General features: G+C 64.4%; 23 protein-coding genes. 14 read left to right on the forward strand and 9 right to left on the reverse strand.

Annotated elements, in window-relative coordinates:
- Positions 1 to 105: 105 nt before the first annotated feature.
- Positions 106 to 1,359 (forward strand): Do family serine endopeptidase, encoded by a 1,254-nt coding sequence (locus tag NFH97_RS00945; RefSeq protein ID WP_045993360.1) that lies wholly within the window; start codon positions 106 to 108, stop codon positions 1,357 to 1,359.
- Between the two features lie 156 nt (positions 1,360 to 1,515).
- On the opposite strand, the gene hisD is transcribed toward NFH97_RS00945, so the two are convergent.
- The 9 genes from hisD to NFH97_RS00990 form a co-directional block, all read right to left on the reverse strand.
- A complete protein-coding gene (gene hisD, locus NFH97_RS00950; RefSeq protein ID WP_108447962.1) occupies positions 1,516 to 2,829 on the reverse strand; it encodes a histidinol dehydrogenase in 1,314 nt (437 codons plus the stop codon).
- 66 nt (positions 2,830 to 2,895) lie between these two features.
- Positions 2,896 to 3,546, reverse strand: a complete 651-nt coding sequence (gene hisG, locus NFH97_RS00955) for an ATP phosphoribosyltransferase (RefSeq protein WP_045993265.1) — start codon at positions 3,544 to 3,546, stop codon at positions 2,896 to 2,898.
- 88 nt (positions 3,547 to 3,634) lie between these two features.
- Positions 3,635 to 4,897, reverse strand: coding sequence for a UDP-N-acetylglucosamine 1-carboxyvinyltransferase (murA, locus tag NFH97_RS00960; protein ID WP_108132653.1), 1,263 nt, complete (start codon positions 4,895 to 4,897; stop codon positions 3,635 to 3,637).
- 13 nt (positions 4,898 to 4,910) lie between these two features.
- A complete protein-coding gene (locus NFH97_RS00965) occupies positions 4,911 to 5,165 on the reverse strand; it encodes a BolA family protein (protein WP_045993263.1) in 255 nt (84 codons plus the stop codon).
- A gap of 283 nt (positions 5,166 to 5,448) precedes the next feature.
- Positions 5,449 to 5,784, reverse strand: coding sequence for an STAS domain-containing protein (locus tag NFH97_RS00970; RefSeq protein ID WP_045993262.1), 336 nt, complete (start codon positions 5,782 to 5,784; stop codon positions 5,449 to 5,451).
- On the reverse strand, positions 5,781 to 6,431 hold the full coding sequence (locus tag NFH97_RS00975) for an MlaC/ttg2D family ABC transporter substrate-binding protein (RefSeq protein ID WP_045993261.1): 651 nt from the start codon (positions 6,429 to 6,431) through the stop codon (positions 5,781 to 5,783). The genes NFH97_RS00970 and NFH97_RS00975 overlap by 4 nt, the downstream gene beginning before the upstream one ends.
- Before the next feature lie 34 nt (positions 6,432 to 6,465).
- Positions 6,466 to 6,930, reverse strand: coding sequence for an outer membrane lipid asymmetry maintenance protein MlaD (mlaD, locus tag NFH97_RS00980; RefSeq protein WP_045993260.1), 465 nt, complete (start codon positions 6,928 to 6,930; stop codon positions 6,466 to 6,468).
- 17 nt (positions 6,931 to 6,947) lie between these two features.
- The gene (gene mlaE / locus NFH97_RS00985) at positions 6,948 to 7,730 is read right to left on the reverse strand and encodes a lipid asymmetry maintenance ABC transporter permease subunit MlaE (protein WP_045993259.1); all 783 of its coding nucleotides are present in this window, start codon (positions 7,728 to 7,730) and stop codon (positions 6,948 to 6,950) included.
- Positions 7,727 to 8,539: an ATP-binding cassette domain-containing protein gene (locus tag NFH97_RS00990; RefSeq protein ID WP_045993258.1), complete on the reverse strand. Its 813-nt coding sequence runs from the start codon at positions 8,537 to 8,539 to the stop codon at positions 7,727 to 7,729. Before NFH97_RS00990 ends, mlaE begins: the two co-directional genes overlap by 4 nt.
- Before the next feature lie 249 nt (positions 8,540 to 8,788).
- Here NFH97_RS00990 and NFH97_RS00995 point away from each other — a divergent pair, with 249 nt between their 5' ends.
- The 13 genes from NFH97_RS00995 to bioA all read left to right on the forward strand — a co-directional run bounded on the left by NFH97_RS00995 (position 8,789) and on the right by bioA (position 19,101).
- A complete protein-coding gene (locus NFH97_RS00995) occupies positions 8,789 to 9,739 on the forward strand; it encodes a calcium/sodium antiporter (RefSeq protein ID WP_222516954.1) in 951 nt (316 codons plus the stop codon).
- A 30-nt stretch (positions 9,740 to 9,769) separates the two neighbouring features.
- Complete coding sequence (locus NFH97_RS01000) at positions 9,770 to 10,768, forward strand: KpsF/GutQ family sugar-phosphate isomerase (RefSeq protein WP_108447960.1); 999 nt, start codon at positions 9,770 to 9,772, stop codon at positions 10,766 to 10,768.
- 32 nt (positions 10,769 to 10,800) lie between these two features.
- Entirely contained in the window at positions 10,801 to 11,367 is a 567-nt protein-coding gene (locus NFH97_RS01005) for a KdsC family phosphatase (RefSeq protein ID WP_108132652.1), read from the forward strand.
- Positions 11,364 to 11,939: an LPS export ABC transporter periplasmic protein LptC gene (lptC, locus tag NFH97_RS01010; protein WP_108132651.1), complete on the forward strand. Its 576-nt coding sequence runs from the start codon at positions 11,364 to 11,366 to the stop codon at positions 11,937 to 11,939. Before NFH97_RS01005 ends, lptC begins: the two co-directional genes overlap by 4 nt.
- A gap of 12 nt (positions 11,940 to 11,951) precedes the next feature.
- A complete protein-coding gene (gene lptA / locus NFH97_RS01015; protein ID WP_083970449.1) occupies positions 11,952 to 12,482 on the forward strand; it encodes a lipopolysaccharide transport periplasmic protein LptA in 531 nt (176 codons plus the stop codon).
- Positions 12,482 to 13,207 carry an LPS export ABC transporter ATP-binding protein gene (gene lptB, locus NFH97_RS01020; RefSeq protein ID WP_045993254.1) on the forward strand — a complete coding sequence of 242 codons (726 nt, stop codon included), beginning with the start codon at positions 12,482 to 12,484 and terminating at the stop codon, positions 13,205 to 13,207. Before lptA ends, lptB begins: the two co-directional genes overlap by 1 nt.
- Before the next feature lie 270 nt (positions 13,208 to 13,477).
- A complete protein-coding gene (locus NFH97_RS01025) occupies positions 13,478 to 14,890 on the forward strand; it encodes an RNA polymerase factor sigma-54 (protein WP_213228699.1) in 1,413 nt (470 codons plus the stop codon).
- A 159-nt stretch (positions 14,891 to 15,049) separates the two neighbouring features.
- Positions 15,050 to 15,358 (forward strand): ribosome hibernation-promoting factor, HPF/YfiA family, encoded by a 309-nt coding sequence (gene hpf / locus NFH97_RS01030; protein WP_045993252.1) that lies wholly within the window; start codon positions 15,050 to 15,052, stop codon positions 15,356 to 15,358.
- A 5-nt stretch (positions 15,359 to 15,363) separates the two neighbouring features.
- Positions 15,364 to 15,849 carry a PTS IIA-like nitrogen regulatory protein PtsN gene (gene ptsN, locus NFH97_RS01035; protein ID WP_045993251.1) on the forward strand — a complete coding sequence of 162 codons (486 nt, stop codon included), beginning with the start codon at positions 15,364 to 15,366 and terminating at the stop codon, positions 15,847 to 15,849.
- 53 nt (positions 15,850 to 15,902) lie between these two features.
- Positions 15,903 to 16,784, forward strand: a complete 882-nt coding sequence (gene rapZ / locus NFH97_RS01040) for an RNase adapter RapZ (protein ID WP_045993250.1) — start codon at positions 15,903 to 15,905, stop codon at positions 16,782 to 16,784.
- Between the two features lie 2 nt (positions 16,785 to 16,786).
- On the forward strand, positions 16,787 to 17,056 hold the full coding sequence (locus NFH97_RS01045) for an HPr family phosphocarrier protein (protein WP_045993249.1): 270 nt from the start codon (positions 16,787 to 16,789) through the stop codon (positions 17,054 to 17,056).
- A 51-nt stretch (positions 17,057 to 17,107) separates the two neighbouring features.
- A complete protein-coding gene (locus NFH97_RS01050) occupies positions 17,108 to 17,632 on the forward strand; it encodes a BUD32 family EKC/KEOPS complex subunit (RefSeq protein ID WP_348827887.1) in 525 nt (174 codons plus the stop codon).
- Positions 17,633 to 17,826: 194 nt separating this feature from the next.
- On the forward strand, positions 17,827 to 19,101 hold the full coding sequence (gene bioA / locus NFH97_RS01055; RefSeq protein ID WP_349624239.1) for an adenosylmethionine--8-amino-7-oxononanoate transaminase: 1,275 nt from the start codon (positions 17,827 to 17,829) through the stop codon (positions 19,099 to 19,101).
- The last annotated feature ends 45 nt before the right edge of the window (positions 19,102 to 19,146 follow it).

Below are 19,146 nucleotides of genomic sequence, written 5' to 3' on the forward strand. Positions count from 1 at the left end.
CTCCAAACAAGCATCAGGTTGGCGATGCTACAATGGCGCACATTGTACGCACCGCCCCGCCGGCCCGCGACCGCCTCACTGCCAAGCGCCAAGGATCATCGCCGCATGCGACGCACCCTCTCGACCTATATCTGGCCGGTCCTCATCGGCATTCTGCTCGCCATCGTGCTGATCAATGCCTTCCCCGAACGGCTCGGCAGACTACCGTCACCGAGCGGTGACAGCCTGACGGTAGTTCCCGCCACGCCACCAGCGACAACCACCGAGCAGCAGGCACCGCAACGTCCTGCCCCCGAGGTCAAGGAGGCTGCGCCGCTGGACCGCCGTGGCGGCCCCGTGAGCTACGCCGAGGCGGTGGAGAAGGCCGCGCCCGCGGTGGTCAACGTCTACTCCTCGCGGGTCGTGGAACGGGAAACCCACCCGCTGATGTCAGACCCCTTCTTCCGCCAGTTCTTCGGCAACAATGACGTGCCGTCGCGCCAACGCATGCTTTCGAGCCTTGGCTCCGGCGTCATCGTCAGCGAGGACGGCTACGTGCTGACCAACCACCACGTCATCAGCGGCGCCGACCAGGTCCAGGTGGCGCTGCGCGACGGCCGCGAGACCCTGGCCCGGGTCATCGGCACCGATCCCGAAAGCGACCTGGCGGTACTCAAGATCGATCTCGGCGACCTGCCGGTGATCGAGCTGACCGACTCGCGCAAGGTCGCGGTGGGCGACGTTTCGCTGGCCATCGGCAACCCCTTCGGGGTCGGCCAGACGGTGACCATGGGCATCATCAGCGCCACCGGTCGCAGCCATCTGGGACTCAACGCCTATGAGGACTTCATCCAGACCGATGCGGCGATCAACCCGGGCAACTCCGGCGGCGCCCTGATCAACCCCGACGGCGCCCTGGTCGGCATCAACACCGCCATCTTCTCCCGCTCGGGGGGCTCCCAGGGTATCGGTTTCGCGATCCCGGCCAACCTGGCCCGCAGCATCCTCGACGAGCTGGTCACCCACGGCCGGGTCATCCGCGGCTGGCTCGGCATCGAGGCCCAGGAGCTGAACCAGGAACTGGCCGCTTCCTTCGGCCTGCAGGCGCCAGCCGGGGTAATCATCGCCGGCGTGGTGTCCCAGGGACCGGCCGACCGGGCGGGACTGAAACCCGGAGACGTACTGCTCGAGGTCGACGGTCGCGCGGTGATCGATCCGCGTCGGACCATGAGCGACATCGCTGCGGTGGCTCCCGGCACCACCCTGACCGTCAGCGTCGCCCGCGACGGCAAGCCGATCGAGGTGGAACTGGAAGTCGGCGAGCGCCCCACGCCCCAATCCCAGTCGCAGCAGACCGGCAGCAGCCAGTCAGCCCCCTGAGACGCACCCCGAGGTGGGTAACGCAGAAGCAGTGTCCAAGCGTGCCCCACCGTCCAGACATGAAAAGGCCCGGAATTGCTCCGGGCCTTTTCATGTCTGGATGCCTGTCTGGGGCCGGGGGCGCTCGGTCACAACGACCACCGGCCCTGCGTCGCTTCAATCCTTGATGCGGTACTCCGCCGAACGCGCGTGGGCGGTCAGCGATTCACCACGAGCCAGCACCGAGGCGGTCTTGCCCAGGGTAGACGCCCCCTGTGGCGAGCAGTGAATGATCGAAGAGCGCTTCTGGAAGTCGTAGACGCCAAGCGGTGACGAGAAGCGCGCCGTACCCGAGGTCGGCAGCACGTGGTTGGGACCAGCGCAGTAGTCGCCCAGCGCCTCTGCGGTATGCCGTCCCATGAAGATGGCTCCGGCGTGGCGCACCTGCTCCGCCAGTCGCTCCGGGTGCTCCACCGACAACTCCAGATGCTCCGGCGCGATGCGATTGATCAACTCCAGCGCCTCGCCCTCGTCACGACAGGCGATCAGCGCACCGCGCGTACGCAGCGAGGCCCCGGCGATGGCTTCGCGCTCGAGCGTCGGCAGCAGCCGTTCCATGGACGCTTCCACCGCCGCCAGATGCTCCACGTCCCAGCTGACCAGGATCGCCTGGGCGTCTTCGTCGTGCTCTGCCTGGGAGAACAGGTCCATGGCCAGCCAGTCAGGATCGGTCTGGCCGTCGGACACCACCAGGATCTCGGAAGGCCCGGCGATCATGTCGATCCCCACCTGACCAAAGACCGCGCGCTTGGCGGTGGCCACATAGATGTTGCCCGGCCCGACGATCTTGTCGACCCTGGGCACGCTTTCGGTGCCATAGGCCAGCGCCGCCACGGCCTGGGCACCGCCCAGGGTAAACACCTTGTCCACCCCGGCTAGATGCGCCGCCGCCAGCACCAGATCGTTGACCACGCCGTCGGGCGTGGGCACCACCATGATGATCTCCCGCACTCCCGCCACGTGGGCCGGCACAGCGTTCATCAGCACCGATGAGGGATAGGCGGCCTTGCCGCCGGGCACGTAGATACCGGCGCGATCCAGCGGCGTGACCTTCTGCCCCAGCACGGTGCCGTCGTCTTCGGTGTACTGCCAGGAAGTGGGCTTCTGGCGTTCGTGGTAGACGCGGATACGCTCGGCGGCGGTGGCCAGCGCCTGACGCTGGTCGTCGGGCAGAGACGCGTAGGCGGCCTCGAGACGATCAGCCCCCAGGGTCAGATCCGCCATGCTCGAGGCCTCGAGGCGATCGAGGCGACAGGTCAGCGCCACCAGGGCGGCATCCCCCTCCCGACGCACCTGGCTGATGATCTCGGAGACCGCCTGCTGGACACCATGGTCCGACACGCCTTCCCACGCCAGCAGGTCGGTGAGACGGGACTCGAAATCCTCGTCTCGGGTCGAGAGTCGGGCCACCAGGGGCGTGTCTTGGCTCATGTCGGAAATCTCCGCTTCTGTCTTGGCCATACGTTGAGAACCCTCGGGTTCCGTTGGCTGGTGCGCTCAGCTTGCCGCCTGCCGCCGCGCCTCGACGGCGTCGCTCAAGCGGCGCAGCAGCGGTTTGATCTGATCATGCTTGATGGTCATCGAGGCCTGATTGACCACCAACCGGGTGCTAATATGGGCCATCAGTTCCCGTGGCTCCATACCGTTGGCACGCAGCGTATTGCCGGTATCGACGATATCGACGATCTCGTCGGCCAGGTTCATCAGCGGCGCCAGCTCCATGGCACCGTACAGCTTGATGACCTCGGCCTGGATGCCCTGCTCGGCGTAATAGCGCCGCGCCACATTGACGAACTTGGTCGCCACCCGACGCCGGGCACGGGCGGGCTCGGCACCCTGAATACCAGCCGTCATCAGCTTGCAACGCGCGATATTGAGGTCCAGCGGCTCATACAGCCCCTCGGCACCGTGCTCCAGCAGCACATCCTTGCCGGCCACCCCCAGGTCCGCCGCCCCCAGCTGCACATAGGTCGGCACATCGGTGGCACGAATCACCACCAGCTTGACGTCTGGCAGATTGGTGTCGAACAACAGCTTGCGACTCTTGCCCAGGTCCTCGGCGGGCCGGATGCCGGCATCCGCCAGCAGTGGCAGCGTCTCGTCGAGAATGCGCCCCTTGGAGAGCGCCACTATCAATTGCTTGCTCATGGTCTCGCCCGGTTGTCGGGTTGGAAGTCAATGTGGCGTGTTTCCCCGCGCCGGCTCGGGCAGTCCGAGCCGGCTGGGCGAAGAAAGCTCAGCCCGGGACGCGCTTGATCCGAGCACCCAGCAGGTGGAGCTTTTCCTCGATGCATTCGTAGCCGCGATCGATGTGGTAGATACGATCGACCAGGGTCTCGCCCTTGGCCATCATCGCCGCGATCACCAGTGAGGCCGAAGCGCGCAGATCGGTGGCCATCACCGGTGCACCGGACAGATGCTCGACGCCTTCGATGACGGCAGTGTTGCCTTCCAGGGCGATGTTGGCGCCCATACGGTTCAACTCCTGCACGTGCATGAAACGATTCTCGAAGATCGTCTCGACCACTCGCGAGGAGCCCTCGGCCACCGCATTCATGGCCACGAACTGGGCCTGCATGTCGGTGGGAAAGGCCGGATACGGAGCGGTCCTGATATTGACCGCCTTGGGCCTGCGCCCTTCCATGTCCAGCTCGATCCAGTCCTCACCGGTGGTAATCCTGGCCCCCGCCTCCTCGAGCTTGGCCAGCACCGCCTCGAGAATGTCGGCACGGGTACGACGCACCCGAACGCGGCCACGGCTGAGCGCCGCTGCGACCAGGAAGGTGCCGGTCTCGATACGGTCCGGCATGACGTCATGGCGAGCCCCGTGGAGCCGCTCCACCCCTTCGATGGTGATGGTGTCGGTACCGTGACCACGGATATCGGCACCCATCTTGATCAGGCACTCGGCCAGATCCACGATTTCGGGTTCCTTGGCGGCGTTCTCGAGCACCGTGGTGCCGTCGGCCAGGGTCGCGGCCATCAGCAGGTTCTCGGTACCGGTCACGGTCACGGTATCGAAGAAGATGGTCGCCCCCTTGAGGCGGCCCGGCGTGGTAGCACGGATGTAGCCACCCTCGACCCGGATATCGGCACCCATGGCCTCGAGGCCACGAATATGCAGGTCCACCGGACGCGAGCCGATGGCGCACCCGCCCGGCAGCGACACGTCGGCCTTGCCGAAGTGGGCGAGCAGCGGTCCCAGCACCAGGATCGAGGCGCGCATCTTCTTGACCAGCTCATAGGGCGCGTGGCAATCGCTGACCTGGGCTCCGTTGAGCTGAATGCACATCTTTTCGCCCATCACCGCCTGCACGCCCATGTGGCCGAGCAGTTCCAGGGTGGTGGTGATGTCCTGCAGATGGGGAAGATTGCCGATGGTGACCGGCTCTTCGGACAGCAGGGTGGCGCACAGGATGGGCAGCGCTGCATTCTTGGCGCCACTGGCCCAGACGTCGCCCTCGGCGGGTCCGTTGCCGGTAATGATCAATTTGTCCATGAAGGCGGTACCATCAGGCTCCGGTGTTTTCGGCGGCAGCCTGCCACTGTGCGGGGGTATAGGTCTTGATGCTGACCGCATGAAGGGCGCCGGAGGCGATTTCCTCGGACAGCGCACCATAGATGACCTGCTGACGCTTGACCGGTGACAGCTCGGCGAAGCGTTCGCCCACCGCAATCACCTGAAAGTTGCAGCCTTCACCCTGGATATGAAATTCACAGCCGTCGACACGGCTCTCGAGCAGCGCTTTGACGTCGCTGGGTTGCATGCACCTGCTCCTTGACCAGACCAATGACGGGAGACGCCCACGGCCTCGCCGTGACGTCCCGAAAAAACTCAAAGGGCATATGGTAAAGAAAAGCGGCGCGCTTGGCGATGACGCAGCGAGGTTTCCATCTATACGTCCGTCACAAAAAAGACACCCCCGGCCACCTTGCGGTGGTCGGGGGTGCCGGAAGGGCTAGCGGCGAGGGCGAGCAGCCCGGATCAAGGCGCTGGCTTCAGACGTCGAACCGGGCGCATCGCGGACACCAGCAGCCAGACAACCGCCGCTAGGCGGTAACGGTGCTGGAAGGCAACAGATCATCCAGACCGGCCAGCTCGGTCAACTGCCTGAGCTGCGCCGACAACTTGATGCTGTTGAGCGACAGCCCGATCCGGCGAATGGTACGCGCCCACTCGAGCATCATGGTCAGCGCCGCGCTGGAGACGTGCTCCACCTCGCTCAGGTCGAGGCACACCGAGGTGCCCGATGCCCGACTCTGGAGCCACTCACGACCTGCCTCGGCCATGTCCGCGGCCCCGTCGAAGTCGACCTTGCCACACACCCGGAGTGTACTTCCGTCCTCGAGCAGGCGGGCCGACGCCACTTCCATCAACACGCTCACGCACCGCGCTCCAGTTCGTCGACGCCGACATCCGGCGACCAGTTGTTGATCACGGCGTCGTAGTCACGATTGTGGTCACGCATGGCCTGATCGAACTGGTTGCGGAAGGTCAGACCGAGATTGATGCCATTGACGATGACATTGACCACCCGCCACTGGCCGTTGGACTTGCGCAGGGTGTAGTTGACCGGGTAGATGGTGCCGTCGGTGGCCACCACTTCCATCTCGACGCTGTCCTGATCGTCATAGCGTGAGGCGGACTGGTTATCGAGCACGCGAACTTCCTTGTACTCGAAGGTCACCAGGCCCTTGGCATAGGTGTCGAGCAGGGTCTGCTTGAACACCTCGACGAAGCGCGAACGCTGCTCCGGCGTGGCATTGTTGAAGTAGCGGCCCATCACACTGGCGCCGATGTAGCGAAAGTCGGCGACGCCACGCAGACTCTCGTCGACCATCTGCTTGAGCTCGTCGGGACGGTCCATGAAGTAGGCCTCTCGGCCGCCGATCATCCCCATCAGATCATTGACGCTGTCGCGAATCAGTTGCTCGGGGGATTGTTGGGCCATGGCCGGCAGACTGGCCAGCACCATCATCAGCGCCATCAACCAGCGGCGCAGGTGAACCATTGCGGGCAAAGAACGGGTCATGGGTTGCCTCCTTGTATCTCCGGAAACTGCCGGATCAGTCTTTCGTCAGATTGGACACGAACTGCTGGATCAGTTCCTCGAGCACCAGCGCGGACTGGGTATCACGAATCGCCTCACCCTCGGCGATCATCTCCGGTGACCCCCCGACCGACAGCCCGATGTACTGCTCGCCAAGCAGGCCCGAGGTAAGGATCGCCGCGGTGCTGTCATCCGGCAGCTTGCCGGCCAGGGAGCTGTCCAGCGACATCACCACCACGGCATCGTAGAACTCGGTATCCAGCTCGATGCTCTCTACCCGTCCCACGGTCACCCCGGCCATCGTCACTCGTGCCCGCGGCTTGAGCCCACCGATATTCGCGAAGTTGGCCCGGAGCTCGTAGGTGTCGTCGGCACGTTGCAGGTCCAGGCCGCTGACCTTGAGCCCCAAGAATACCAGCCCCAGGATACCGGCCAGCATGAACAGGCCCACACCAAACTCCATCGTCTTGCTGCGCTTCATGGACAGTCTCCGCAGAATCAGGAAAGCCCGCCGAACATCACGGCGGTAAGAACGAAATCCAAGCCCAGCACGGCCAGGGAGGAATACACCACGGTACGGGTGGTGGCCCGCGAAATACCTTCCGAGGTCGGCACCAGATCATACCCCTGGAACACGGCAATCCAGGTGACCACTATGGCGAACACGATGCTCTTGACCACGCCGTTGCCGATATCAGTAAAGAAGCCGACGCTGGCCTGCATGTTGCCCCAGTACGAGCCTTCGAACACCCCGAGCCACTCGACCCCGACCAGGTAGCCGCCGTACACGCCGACCACGCTGAAGCCGATGGTCAGCAGCGGCAGCGAGACGAACCCCGCCCACAGGCGTGGCGCCACGATACGACGCAGCGGATCGACACCGATCATCTCCATGCTGGTCAGCTGCTCGGTGGCCTTCATCAGGCCAATCTCGGCGGTCAATGCCGAGCCCGCGCGCCCGGCGAACAACAGCGCCGCCACCACCGGCGCCAGTTCACGCAACAGGGCCAACGACACCATCTGGCCGAGCGCGTCCTCGGCACCGAACCCGACCAGGATGGTGTAACCCTGAAGCGCCAGCACCATGCCGATGAACAGCCCCGACACCAGCACGATGGCCAACGACAGCACACCGACCGCATAGACCTGGGCCACCCACAGGCTGAACCCTTCTGCCGAGGGGCGCCCCAGCATGGACTGGCCGAGAAAGATGCTGGCCCGGCCGACGGCCTCCAGCAGGTCGCAGCCGCGCCGTCCCATATGGGTGATTCGTTCGATCATGGACGGCTCCCCTGGCCCAGAATGTCATCGTGGAAATCGTTGGCCGGGTAGTGAAACGGCACAGGGCCGTCCGGCTCACCATGCACGAACTGACTGACTCGGGCGTCCTGTTCCACGTCCAGCGATGCCGGCGTGCCGTGGGCCATGACCCGCCCGTCGGCGACCACGTAGACGTAGTCGGCGATGGACAGGGTCTCCTTGATATCGTGGGAGACCACCACCGCCGTCAAGCCCAGCGCCTGATTCAGCCGCCGAATCAACTGGACCAGCACACCCATGGAGATCGGATCCTGGCCGACGAAGGGCTCGTCGTAGAGAATCAATTCAGGATCCAGCGCCACCGCCCGCGCCAGCGCCACACGCCGTGTCATGCCGCCGGACAGCTCTGCTGGCATCAAGTCTCTGGCCCCACGCAGCCCCACCGCCTCGAGCTTCATCAGCACCACGTCACGCACCATGCTTTCCGGCAGATCGGTGTGCACCCGCAGCGGAAATGCCACGTTCTCGTAGACACTGAGATCGGAAAACAGCGCGCCACTCTGGAACAGCATGCCCATGCGCCGACGCATCTGGAACAGATCCTTGCGCGACAGGCGATGGACGTCCTGACCATCGATCAGGACGCGTCCGCCACTGGGGTTGAGCTGCCCCCCGATCAGTTTCAGCAGGGTAGTCTTCCCGGTGCCACTTGGCCCCATGATGGCCGTGATCTTGCCGCGGGGTATGGAGAGATCCACGCCGCGAAAGATATCCCTGTCGCCGCGCGTGAAATGCAGATTCTCCACCTCCACCAAGGAGGAAGCCGTCATCGCAGTCCCTATAGAGTCAGTATCACCGTGAACCGGCGGTTCAGACCGGACGCCCGCCCCGAATCCTCGGATTCGACGCCTGGCCAGACCTGAGCCCGAACCTTGAGAATAGAGCGCCTTGAGCCGCGCTCGGTTTTCGAACATCGTATCTTAACTCAAATGCAGCATGCCAGTGCCCCGGTTGCGCGCTTGCGCGCAGGTTTATCTAAGGGTTCAATGGGCGCCCTTTCTGCAACCAAGTCGTTCTCCATGCTGTTACCGTCTGTCGTCGTCGCCCTGGGCCTGGTGGGCCTGCTCTGGAGCGCGGATCGCTTTGTCGGCGCCGCCGCCGCCACCGCCTACCGCGCCGGCATGAGCATCATGCTGGTCGGCATGACCATCGTCTCCATCGGCACCTCTGCCCCGGAAATCGTGGTCTCGGTGATGGCCTCGCTGGATGGCGCCCCCGACCTGGCCACCGGCAATGCGCTGGGCTCCAATATCGCCAACATCGCGCTGGTACTGGGCGTGACTGCACTGGTGGTGCCGATCCCGGTGCGCTTCACCATCGTGCGCCGCGAGCTGCCACTGCTGTTGGGCGCCACCGGCCTCGCCGGCTACGCCCTGGCAGATGGCAGCCTCGAACGCCTCGACGCGGCCCTGCTGATCGCGCTGCTGGTATTCAGTCTGTGGTGGCTGTTTCGCGCCGACGAGGCCGAACAGGAGATGGCCGACGACATTCCCGGCATGGCACTGGGCAAGGCCATCGGCTGGCTGGTGCTGACCCTGGCGGTGATGATCGCCAGCTCCCGCGCCCTGGTCTGGGGCGCCACTGAGCTGGCACGCACCTTTGGCGTAAGCGAGCTGGTGATCGGTCTGACCGTCGTCGCCATCGGCACCAGCCTGCCGGAACTCGCCGCCTGCGTGGCCAGCGCGCTGAAGCGCCACCACGATCTGGCCATCGGCAACGTCATCGGCTCCAACCTGTTCAATATGCTGGCGGTACTGCCGGTACCGGCGCTGCTGGCGCCGGGAGCCACCGATCCCGCAGCCGCCGGCCGCGACTTTCCGGTAATGCTTGGCCTGACGCTGCTGCTGGCGGCGCTGCTGCTGTGGCAACGCCGAGGGCGCCTGGGGCGCTGGATCGGCGCGCTGCTGGCCTGCACCTATGCGCTTTATCTGACCTGGCTCGGCCTTTCGGTCGCGGCAGGCCCCTTGTGACAACGGCAGTAAACGGCAACAATCATGGCCATGAGCAAACACCCCTCCTCGGCGCAGACGCCGACCCTGAGCGTCCGCGATATCGCACGACGCACCCTGGAGCTGGAACGTGACGCCATCGACGCCCTGATCGGGCGTCTCGACGGCGACTTCGACCGTGCCTGCCAACTGCTGCTGGCCTGCCGCGGCCGGGTTGTCGTCACCGGCATGGGCAAGTCGGGACATGTCGGCGGCAAGATCGCCGCCACCCTGGCAAGCACCGGCACGCCGGCCTTTTTTGTCCATCCCGGTGAAGCCAGTCATGGTGACCTGGGCATGATCACGCCCGGCGACGTCGTCCTGGCACTGTCCAACTCCGGCGAAACCGCCGAGGTCACCGCCCTGCTGCCGCTGCTAAAGCGCATGGGCATTCCACTGATCAGCATGACCGGCCGAGCACAGTCGACACTGGCCCGCCACGCTGAGGCCCATCTATACGCCGGGGTCGAGCGCGAGGCCTGCCCGCTGGACCTGGCCCCGACCTCTTCGACCACTGCAGCGCTGGCGCTGGGCGACGCCCTGGCGGTGGCGCTGCTCGAGACCCGCGGCTTCACCGCCGAGGATTTCGCCCTGTCCCACCCGGGCGGCAGCCTGGGCAAGCGACTGCTGTTGACCGTGGCCGACCTGATGCATACCGGCGACCGGCTGCCCTCGGTGCCGTCGGGCTCGCCGCTGCGCGATGCCCTGCTCGAGATCACCCGTCAAGGACTCGGCTTTACCTGCGTGGTATCCCCCGACGGCACCCTGGCCGGGGTCTATACCGACGGCGACCTGCGCCGCACCCTGGATCGTCATCAGGACTTCAGCTCGCTTACCGTGGATGACGTGATGACCACCCCCGGGCGACGCATCGGCCCCGCCACCCTGGCGGCGGAGGCGGTCAAGCTGATGGAGGAAGGCCGGATCACCGCCCTGGCGGTGGTCGATGACGAGCAGCGCCCAGTCGGTGCACTGCATATGCACGACCTGCTGGCCGCCGGTGTCATCTGAGCCTCATTTATCCCTTTACAAGGAACGCCGTCATGTCTCACGAGCTTCTCGCCTCCCTCGCGCCGGAACTGGTGGAGCGCCTGCGCCACATCAAGCTACTGGCGCTGGACGTGGACGGCGTACTGACCGATGGTCGACTGTACTTCCACGCCGACGGCTCCGAGTTGAAGGCGTTCAACACCCTGGATGGCCACGGCCTCAAGCTGGCCAAGCGCGCCGGCATCCAGGTAGCCCTGATCACCGGGCGCAGCTCCCCCATGGTCACCCAGAGAGCCAGAGCACTCGGCATCGAGCACGTACAGCAAGGGGTCGAGCGCAAGCTGCCCGCCCTTGAATCGCTGTGCGATTCGCTGGGCCTGACCCTCGACCAGGTCGCCTACTGCGGCGATGACCTGCCGGATCTGCCCTGCATCCATCGCAGTGCGGTCGGCATCACCGTGCCAGGCGCCCCCTGCTACCTTCGTCAGCACGCCGACTGGGTCACCCAGGTTGCCGGCGGACATGGCGCGGTGCGCGAGATCACCGACACCCTGCTGATGGCCCAGGGCCGCCTCGACGATATCATCGACAGCTACCTGAGCAACGGACCGCTGACATGAAACTGAGCGCACTGCGTCCGGGCTTTCGCTTCTGGCTGGTCATCCTGCTGCTGGTACTCGGTGGCGGCCTGACGTTGCTCGACCCCCGCGAGAGCAACGTCCCCGACCTGGTACCCAATGACAAGGCCGGCGAGCCCGACTACTACCTGGTGGATGCCCGCCTGACCCGCTTCGATGCCCAGGGCACCCCCCATCAGCGCATCGATACGCCACGCCTTGTGCACACACCGCTCGACGACGTCACCCGGGTGGACCAGCCGGACCTTGCGCTGATCGACGACAGCGGCCGAGAGTGGATCGCCGACGCCGACAACGGTGAACTGGGTCCGGACGGCAACCCCCTGACCCTGTCGGGCGACGCCCATCTCGAGGCCCCCGCAGAGCGTTGGCAGCTTGATACAGAGGTATTGGTCTACGACAGCGACAGTGGCCATGTCTGGAGCGAAACGCCAGCCGTCCTACGCCAACCCCCTCAACAGATGCAAGGGGAGCGCTTCGACGCCTGGATCCATGACAATACCGCTCGCCTGACCGACAATGTCACCGGTCATCATCCGCCAGAGCCTCAATAAGGAGCCCCTTCCATGATGCGTCCAAGTCCCGCCCTCCTGCTTGCCCTGGCCCTTGGCCTGGCCGCCGGCGCCACCGGCAGCAGTGTCCTGGCGCTGGAAAGTGATCGCAGCGCACCGATTCAGGTGGAGGCCGACCAGCTGGATCTCGATGATCGCGCCGGTACCGCGGTCTATACCGGCGACGTGCGCATTGTGCAAGGCAGCATGATCCTCACCGGCGAACGCGTCGAGATCCAGCGCAACGACCAAGGACAACTGTCACTGGCGACCGCGACCGGCTCACGTGCCTACCTCGAGCAGAAGCCATCCCCGGAAGAACCGGTGGTCAAGGGCTGGGGCCGCAAGGTGATCTACCACGTGGCCGAACGCCGCATGGAGCTGATCGACCAGGCTGAGCTGCACAAGGCCAATGACACCTTCGACGGTGCCTATCTGGAGTACTTCCTCGATCGCCGCGTGGTCCAGGCCCGCTCCAGCGCCCAGGGCGTCCAGGGCGAGCAGCGCATTCGCATGACCCTCGAGCCGGAAAGCCAAGGAAACTGATGAAGACTCTCCACGCTCGCCATCTGGCCAAGAGCTACAAGAAGCGTCGCGTCGTCCAGGACATCAGCCTGTCGATCGAGCAGGGCAGCATCGTCGGTCTGCTGGGCCCCAACGGGGCCGGCAAGACCACCTCCTTCTACATGATCGTCGGCCTGGTCAGAGCCGACGCCGGCAGCATCAGCATCGATGATCGGGACCTGAGCCGCGCGGCCATGCATCAGCGCGCGCTGGCCGGTATCGGCTACCTGCCTCAGGAGGCTTCGATCTTTCGCAAGCTGTCGGTGGCCGACAACATCATGGCGATCCTCGAGACCCGCAAGGACCTCGACCGCGAGGGCCGAGAAGCACGTCTCGAGCAACTCCTCGAGGACTTCCACGTCAGCCATATTCGCGACAACCCCGGCATGAGCCTGTCCGGCGGGGAGCGGCGCCGGGTCGAGATCGCCCGCGCCCTGGCCACCGAGCCGGCCTTTATCCTGCTCGATGAACCCTTCGCCGGGGTCGACCCGATCTCGGTGGGCGAGATCAAGTCCATCATTCGTCAACTCAAGGCCCGCGATATCGGCGTCCTGATCACCGATCACAACGTGCGCGAGACCCTCGATATCTGCGATCGTGCCTACATCGTCGGCGACGGCCAGATCATCGCCGAGGGCAGCGCCGAGTCCATCCTCGCCAACCAGCGCGTCAAGGAGGTCTACCTGGGCGAGAACTTCCGCCTTTAGACCGCAGGGCCGCCCGACAGCCGCAGTCGCATCAAGCGGCCGCAACACTTGCCAGCATCAGCATCCAACCGCCGGCCCCGAAAGGGTCGGCCTCACCTTGCACACAGGGCCTCCCTCGAAAGAAGCACCTCCCCCCCTACCAAGTTGTTCCACATCGACCTTTTCACTCCCTCCCACAGGTCAAAAAACACCAACTTGGCAAGATGCTTGCATGTCTGATGACTCGTCGTTAGGGTAAAGCCTTTCGACAACACTGGTGGATCCCGACCCATGGCCCTCAAGGCGTCACTGCAGCTGCGCATCGGTACCCAGCTGACCATGACCCCGCAACTGCAACAGGCGATCGGCCTGCTGCAGCTTTCGACCCTGGACCTGCGCCAGGAGGTCCAGCAGGCGCTGGAGGCCAACCCCATGCTCGAACTCGAGGACGAGTTCGGCGAACAGCAGACCAGGGAAGCCGTGGAAGATGACTGGGCGGATCAGATCCCCTCGGAGCTCAGTGTGGACAGCGACTGGTCCGACACCTACCAGGACCTGGGCACCACCCCCGCCGGTAGTGGCGAGGCGCCGGATTTCGAGCGCCAGGCAAGCTCCCAGTCACTGCACAGCCACCTGAGCTGGCAACTGGCGATGCTCGACGTCAGCGACCAGGAGCGCCTGATCGCCGAGAGCCTGCTCGACGCGGTCAACGCCGACGGCTATCTCGAGCAGACACTGGATGACATCGCCCAGGGGCTCGAGCAAGACGGTCGTCGCCCCCCTCCCCTCGCCGAGGTGGAGGCGGTGCTGGTTCGGCTGCAACAGTTCGAACCGACCGGAGTGTTCGCCCGCGACCTGCGCGAGTGTTTGATGCTGCAACTGGATAGTCTGCCTCGCGATACCGTCCTGCTGCCCCAGGCCGGACGACTGGTAAGACAGTTTCTCGAGGCGCTGGCCAGCGGCGACCGACGTCTGCTGAAGCGCCGGCTAGGACTCGATGACGACCAACTCGACAGCGTCATCGAGCTGATCCGAAGCCTCGACCCACGTCCCGGCAGCCAGTTCGGTGACAGCGATAACGACTACGTCATTCCCGACCTGGTGGTACGCCACACCGAAGAGGGCTGGCGCGTTGAACTCAATCCGGATGCAATGCCCCGACTGCGCATCCAGCCCGACTACGCTGCGCTGATTCGGCGCGCGGACAAGAGCCAGGACAACCAGTTCCTCAAGGACCACCTGCAGGAGGCGCGCTGGCTGATCAAGAGTCTGTCCAGCCGCAACGACACCTTGCTGAAGGTCGGCCGGGAAATCATGGTGCGTCAGATCGACTTCCTCGAGCAGGGAGAAGCGGCCATGAAACCGTTGGTGCTGGCCGATATCGCAGACAAGGTGGAGATGCACGAGTCCACCATCTCCCGCGTGACCACCCAGAAGTTCGTGCACACGCCTCGCGGCGTGTTCGAGTTGAAGTATTTTTTCTCGAGCCAGGTCGGCCAGGATGGCGACGCCCATTCCAGTACCGCCATTCGCGCCATGATCAAATCGTTGATTCAAAAGGAACCTGCCCGCAAACCTCTGTCGGACAGCAAACTGGTGGAATTGCTGGCGGAAGACGGCGTCAATGTCGCCAGACGCACCGTGGCAAAGTACCGGGAAGCCATGAATATTCCGTCTTCCAGCGAGCGCAAGCGACTGCGCTGAGGCCTTGCGCTGCGGCGTCGCTAGCCTAGTTATCGGGAAAGCGCAAGCACTTGAAATTTCGCATGACATCTGCGTCTTTCTGCGTAGCGTCGAGGGGGTTTGCAGGATCGGAAAAAGGGTTACAATCAAGCCACCACCCGAAAGAGCAAGGAGCCTGTCATGCAAGTCAACATCACCGGCCACCACGTCGAATTGACCGATCCCCTGCGTGACTACGTACAAGAGAAGCTCGCCCGTGTGGAGCGCCACTACGACAACATCACCAACGTCCAGGTGACCCTCTCGGTGGAAAAGGAACGCCAGCTGGCCGCCTGCACCCTTCACGCCGCCGGTGCCGACCTGCATGCCGAAGCGCAGGACGGCGACATGTATGCTGCTATCGACGCCCTTGCCGACAAGCTGGACCGCCAGCTGGTCAAGCACAAGGAAAAATCCCAAGCCCGCGCCCAAGGCGCCGGAATTCGCTGACTCTCATGACATTGGAAGCCATTCTCCCTCCCGAGCGCACATTGTTCGATGTCCCGGGAGGCAGCAAGAAGAGGGTGCTGGAGTTTTTCAGCACCTTCATTGCGCAGAACACCCCGAGCCTGGACAGCCAGGAGGTCTTCAGTCGGCTGATCGGACGTGAGCGCCTGGGCAGTACCGGCATCGGCAATGGCGTCGCCATTCCCCATGCCCGCAACCCCCACTGCAAGGCGCCCATCTCCGGCTTCCTCAAACTCGCGGAACCTGTCGACTTCGATGCCATCGATGGTGAGCCCGTCGATCTGGTGTTCGTGCTGCTGGTGCCGGAAGAGGCCGACGACGCCCATCTTGCCCTGCTCGGCCAGGTCGCTGGCGTCATGAACGACGCCGACACACGTCACCGTCTGCGCCACGCCAGCTCCCAGCGCGAGCTTCACGAGCGCCTGCAGGAAGCCATCCGCCAACAGGCGCCAGGGGACGACACTCCCTCCTGATCGCGGCCTTGCCTAGGCCATCAGCAATGGACGCCTGCCCAAGGAGACAGGACATGCAGCTCGTGATCATCAGTGGTCGCTCCGGCTCGGGAAAGTCCGTGGCCCTTCAGGCCCTGGAGGACCTGGGGTTCTACGCCATCGACAACCTTCCCGCGACCTTGCTGGGCGCCTTGGTGGACGAGCTGGAAAACGGTCATTCCCGCCGTATCGCCGTCAGCGTCGACGCCCGCAACCTGCCTGAGGCGCTGGAACGCTTCCCCGCCCAGCTGGCGTCCCTCAAGCAGAGTCCGATCGACTGCCAGGTGGTCTACCTGACCAGTGATGCGCGAATTCTGCTCGAGCGTTATTCCCACACGCGGCGCCGTCACCCGCTGACCCGTGATAGCGACATGACCCTGGCGGAAGCCATCGAGTCCGAACAGAAGGCCCTTTCGGGCATTCGAGACCTGGCCGATCTGGTCATCGACAGCTCTCGCCTGTCGGTACACGAACTGCGTTCGCGCATCGCCGAACAGGTCGCCGACCACCGCAGCGGCCAGTTGAGCCTGACCGTGGAGTCCTTCGGCTTCAAGCGTGGCGTGCCGCCGGATGCAGACATCGTGTTCGATGCCCGCTGTCTGCCCAACCCCTACTGGGAACCATCGCTGCGTGATGCCAATGGCTGCGATCCCAGCGTCATCGACTTCCTCGAACGCTATCAGGACGTCGCCGACATGAAACGCGACATTCTCGCCTGGGTGCGCACCTGGCTACCGCGCTATCAGCAAAGCCAGCGCAGCTACCTCACCGTGGCGGTGGGCTGCACCGGAGGACAGCATCGTTCGGTCTACCTGGCCGAGGGAATCGCCTCGGCCCTGGCCGACCAGCATCCCCGCGTCCGTCTACGCCACCGCGAACTCGGCCAGCAACGCCGACTGGACAGCGGAGGACTCTAGGCGTGGCCCGACGCACCCTGACCCTGACCAATCGTCGCGGCCTGCATGCACGCGCCGCGACTCGCCTGGTCACCTGCTGCCAACCCTTTGACGCCACCGTCACCGTCCACCATGGCAGCCGCTCGGGTGACGCCGCCAACATCATGTCGCTGCTGATGCTGGCCGCCCCCTGCGGTACGGAGCTGACCCTGGAGGCCGAAGGCAAGGACGCGGACGCGGTGCTGGACGCTCTGGAGGCACTGTTCGACGCACGCTTCGACGAAGACGCCTGACGTCTTACCTCTCCTTGTTTTGACCGCCACCCCCTGCCTGCCAAGGACGCCATGCAACTAATCCAGACCGGCAAGTACACCGAGGTCCACTACGACGCGGACCAGGACGCCTTCATCAAGACCTTCACGCCCAAGACCAGCGATCGCTGGCGCTACCGCCTGGGCATCCGGCGCTACCCCGGCCACAATTTTCGCTATGTCGCCGGCCGACTGGAGCGACTGGGTATCGCCACACCGAAAATCCTGTCGGCAGAGCGCTATCGTCTGGTCACCGCCAACGTGCACGGCATCGCGCTTAAAAAGCTGGTCCTCGACTCTCCGGAACTGCAGAACCGCTACCTGGACATTCTCGAAGCCTTGTACCGTGACCGTATCCACTGTCGTGGCCTGCACACAGAGAACTTCCTGGTCGTCGACGGAGAGGTGATCGCCATCGATCTGGATGCCTACAAGGCGCCGCGGGTCTTCACCTATCCGCGCCGAGAGTTCATCGACTGCCTGAGTCGCTCGCTGAAAAACGACGAGGCGTTTCTGTTCGAGCGCTTTCTCGAACGTGTCGACGCCCAGCATCCCTGAGCCCAGCATCCCTGAGCCCAGCATCCCAGAGCCCAGCATCCCTTAGAAAGCACCGCTCCGCCTTGTACCCTCGCCTGCCCCGCTCTACCCCGGTTTTCCGGGTACGAGCGCTGGCATTGGCGACGGCAGCAGCAGCGGTGGTAAACTTTTAGCTCGTCACTCAGTTTACCACCAAGCGTCCCTCAGGAGCCGACATGACCTCTCCGGTGTGGCATCCCTACGCCCATCTCAAGACCCAGGCCCCTACCCCCCGGGTAGTCGGCGGCCAGGGCACCCGCTTTACCCTGGACAGCGGCGAATCATTGCTCGACGCGACCTGCTCCTGGTGGTGCATGATCCACGGCTACGGACATCCACGGCTGGTCAAGGCGATTCAGGAGCAGGCTGCCACGCTGTGTCACGTGATGCTTGGAGGACTGACCCACGATCCCGCCGACCAGCTCGCGCGGGAACTGGTTCGCGTCACGCCAGAGGGCCTCAACCACGTGTTCTTCTCAGACAGCGGCTCGGTGGGCATGGAGGTGGCGATGAAGATGGCGGTGCAGTACCACCATCTGCGCGGCCGCCCCAACAAGCACCGCATGCTGTCGTTGATGAAGGCCTACCACGGTGATACCGCCGGCTGCATGGCGGTGTGTGACCCCGAAGAGGGCATGCATTCGCTGTTTTCCGGCTTTCTTCCGAAACACCATTTCGCCCCGGCGCCGACGGCCCCCTATGCGGCCACGCCGGAGCAGGTCGCCGCCGACCTCGACGCCCTGCGAGCGGTGCTGGAAGCCCACCACCACGAGATCGCCGCGCTGCTGATGGAACCCCTGCTGCAGGCCGCCGGAGGTCTCAACATGACCTCACCGGACTATCTGAAGGGTGCTCGCGCCTTGTGCGACGAGTTCGACGTGCTGTTAGTGTTCGACGAAGTGGCCACCGGCTTTGGACGCACCGGGCGCATGTTCGCCGCCGACCATGCCGGTGTCAGTCCGGACATCATGGTGCTGTCCAAGGGGCTGACCGGTGGCTACCTTGGCCACGCGGCGACCCTGGCCAACGACCGTGTCCATGACACCTTTATCGGCGACAGCGAGCTTCACGCCTTTATGCACGGCCCGACCTTCATGGGCAATCCGCTGGCTTGTCGCGTGGCACTGGAAAGCCTCAGGGTCTTCGAGGAGGACGACTATCTGGGCCGTATCGCTCGGCTCAACGCCATCCTTGTGCAGGAACTCGCCGGCGACAGTGACCTGCGCGCCCACCCTGCGGTGGCCGACATCCGTGTGCTCGGTGCCACCGGCGTGATCGAGGTGCACGACAGTAAAGCGCTGAAAGGTGCCGCCGCCATCGCCCGTGAACAGGGCGTGTGGCTGAGGTCCTTCGGCAGATGGCTTTACACCATGCCGGCCTATATCACCTCGGATGACGAAATGCGCCAGATCATCAAGGCCATGAAGGCTCCTTTCACAGCAAACGCATAACTTTCACAGCAAACGCATAATTAGTGGGCAGGGTCGGCGCTGGCT

The sequence above is a fragment of the Halomonas sp. SCS19 genome (genome assembly GCF_040147015.1).
GTDB classification, from domain to species: domain Bacteria; phylum Pseudomonadota; class Gammaproteobacteria; order Pseudomonadales; family Halomonadaceae; genus Halomonas; species Halomonas litopenaei.

Coding starts and splice junctions, on each gene's coding strand:
- NFH97_RS00945 (WP_045993360.1), top strand. CDS start 106: ATGCGACGCACCCTCTCGACCTATATCTGGCCGGTCCTCATCGGCATT.
- hisD (WP_108447962.1), bottom strand. CDS start 2,829: ATGAGCCAAGACACGCCCCTGGTGGCCCGACTCTCGACCCGAGACGAG.
- hisG (WP_045993265.1), bottom strand. CDS start 3,546: ATGAGCAAGCAATTGATAGTGGCGCTCTCCAAGGGGCGCATTCTCGAC.
- murA (WP_108132653.1), bottom strand. CDS start 4,897: ATGGACAAATTGATCATTACCGGCAACGGACCCGCCGAGGGCGACGTC.
- NFH97_RS00965 (WP_045993263.1), bottom strand. CDS start 5,165: ATGCAACCCAGCGACGTCAAAGCGCTGCTCGAGAGCCGTGTCGACGGC.
- NFH97_RS00975 (WP_045993261.1), bottom strand. CDS start 6,431: ATGACCCGTTCTTTGCCCGCAATGGTTCACCTGCGCCGCTGGTTGATG.
- mlaD (WP_045993260.1), bottom strand. CDS start 6,930: ATGAAGCGCAGCAAGACGATGGAGTTTGGTGTGGGCCTGTTCATGCTG.
- mlaE (WP_045993259.1), bottom strand. CDS start 7,730: ATGATCGAACGAATCACCCATATGGGACGGCGCGGCTGCGACCTGCTG.
- NFH97_RS00990 (WP_045993258.1), bottom strand. CDS start 8,539: ATGACGGCTTCCTCCTTGGTGGAGGTGGAGAATCTGCATTTCACGCGC.
- NFH97_RS00995 (WP_222516954.1), top strand. CDS start 8,789: ATGCTGTTACCGTCTGTCGTCGTCGCCCTGGGCCTGGTGGGCCTGCTC.
- NFH97_RS01000 (WP_108447960.1), top strand. CDS start 9,770: ATGAGCAAACACCCCTCCTCGGCGCAGACGCCGACCCTGAGCGTCCGC.
- NFH97_RS01005 (WP_108132652.1), top strand. CDS start 10,801: ATGTCTCACGAGCTTCTCGCCTCCCTCGCGCCGGAACTGGTGGAGCGC.
- lptC (WP_108132651.1), top strand. CDS start 11,364: ATGAAACTGAGCGCACTGCGTCCGGGCTTTCGCTTCTGGCTGGTCATC.
- lptA (WP_083970449.1), top strand. CDS start 11,952: ATGATGCGTCCAAGTCCCGCCCTCCTGCTTGCCCTGGCCCTTGGCCTG.
- lptB (WP_045993254.1), top strand. CDS start 12,482: ATGAAGACTCTCCACGCTCGCCATCTGGCCAAGAGCTACAAGAAGCGT.
- NFH97_RS01025 (WP_213228699.1), top strand. CDS start 13,478: ATGGCCCTCAAGGCGTCACTGCAGCTGCGCATCGGTACCCAGCTGACC.
- hpf (WP_045993252.1), top strand. CDS start 15,050: ATGCAAGTCAACATCACCGGCCACCACGTCGAATTGACCGATCCCCTG.
- ptsN (WP_045993251.1), top strand. CDS start 15,364: ATGACATTGGAAGCCATTCTCCCTCCCGAGCGCACATTGTTCGATGTC.
- rapZ (WP_045993250.1), top strand. CDS start 15,903: ATGCAGCTCGTGATCATCAGTGGTCGCTCCGGCTCGGGAAAGTCCGTG.
- NFH97_RS01050 (WP_348827887.1), top strand. CDS start 17,108: ATGCAACTAATCCAGACCGGCAAGTACACCGAGGTCCACTACGACGCG.
- bioA (WP_349624239.1), top strand. CDS start 17,827: ATGACCTCTCCGGTGTGGCATCCCTACGCCCATCTCAAGACCCAGGCC.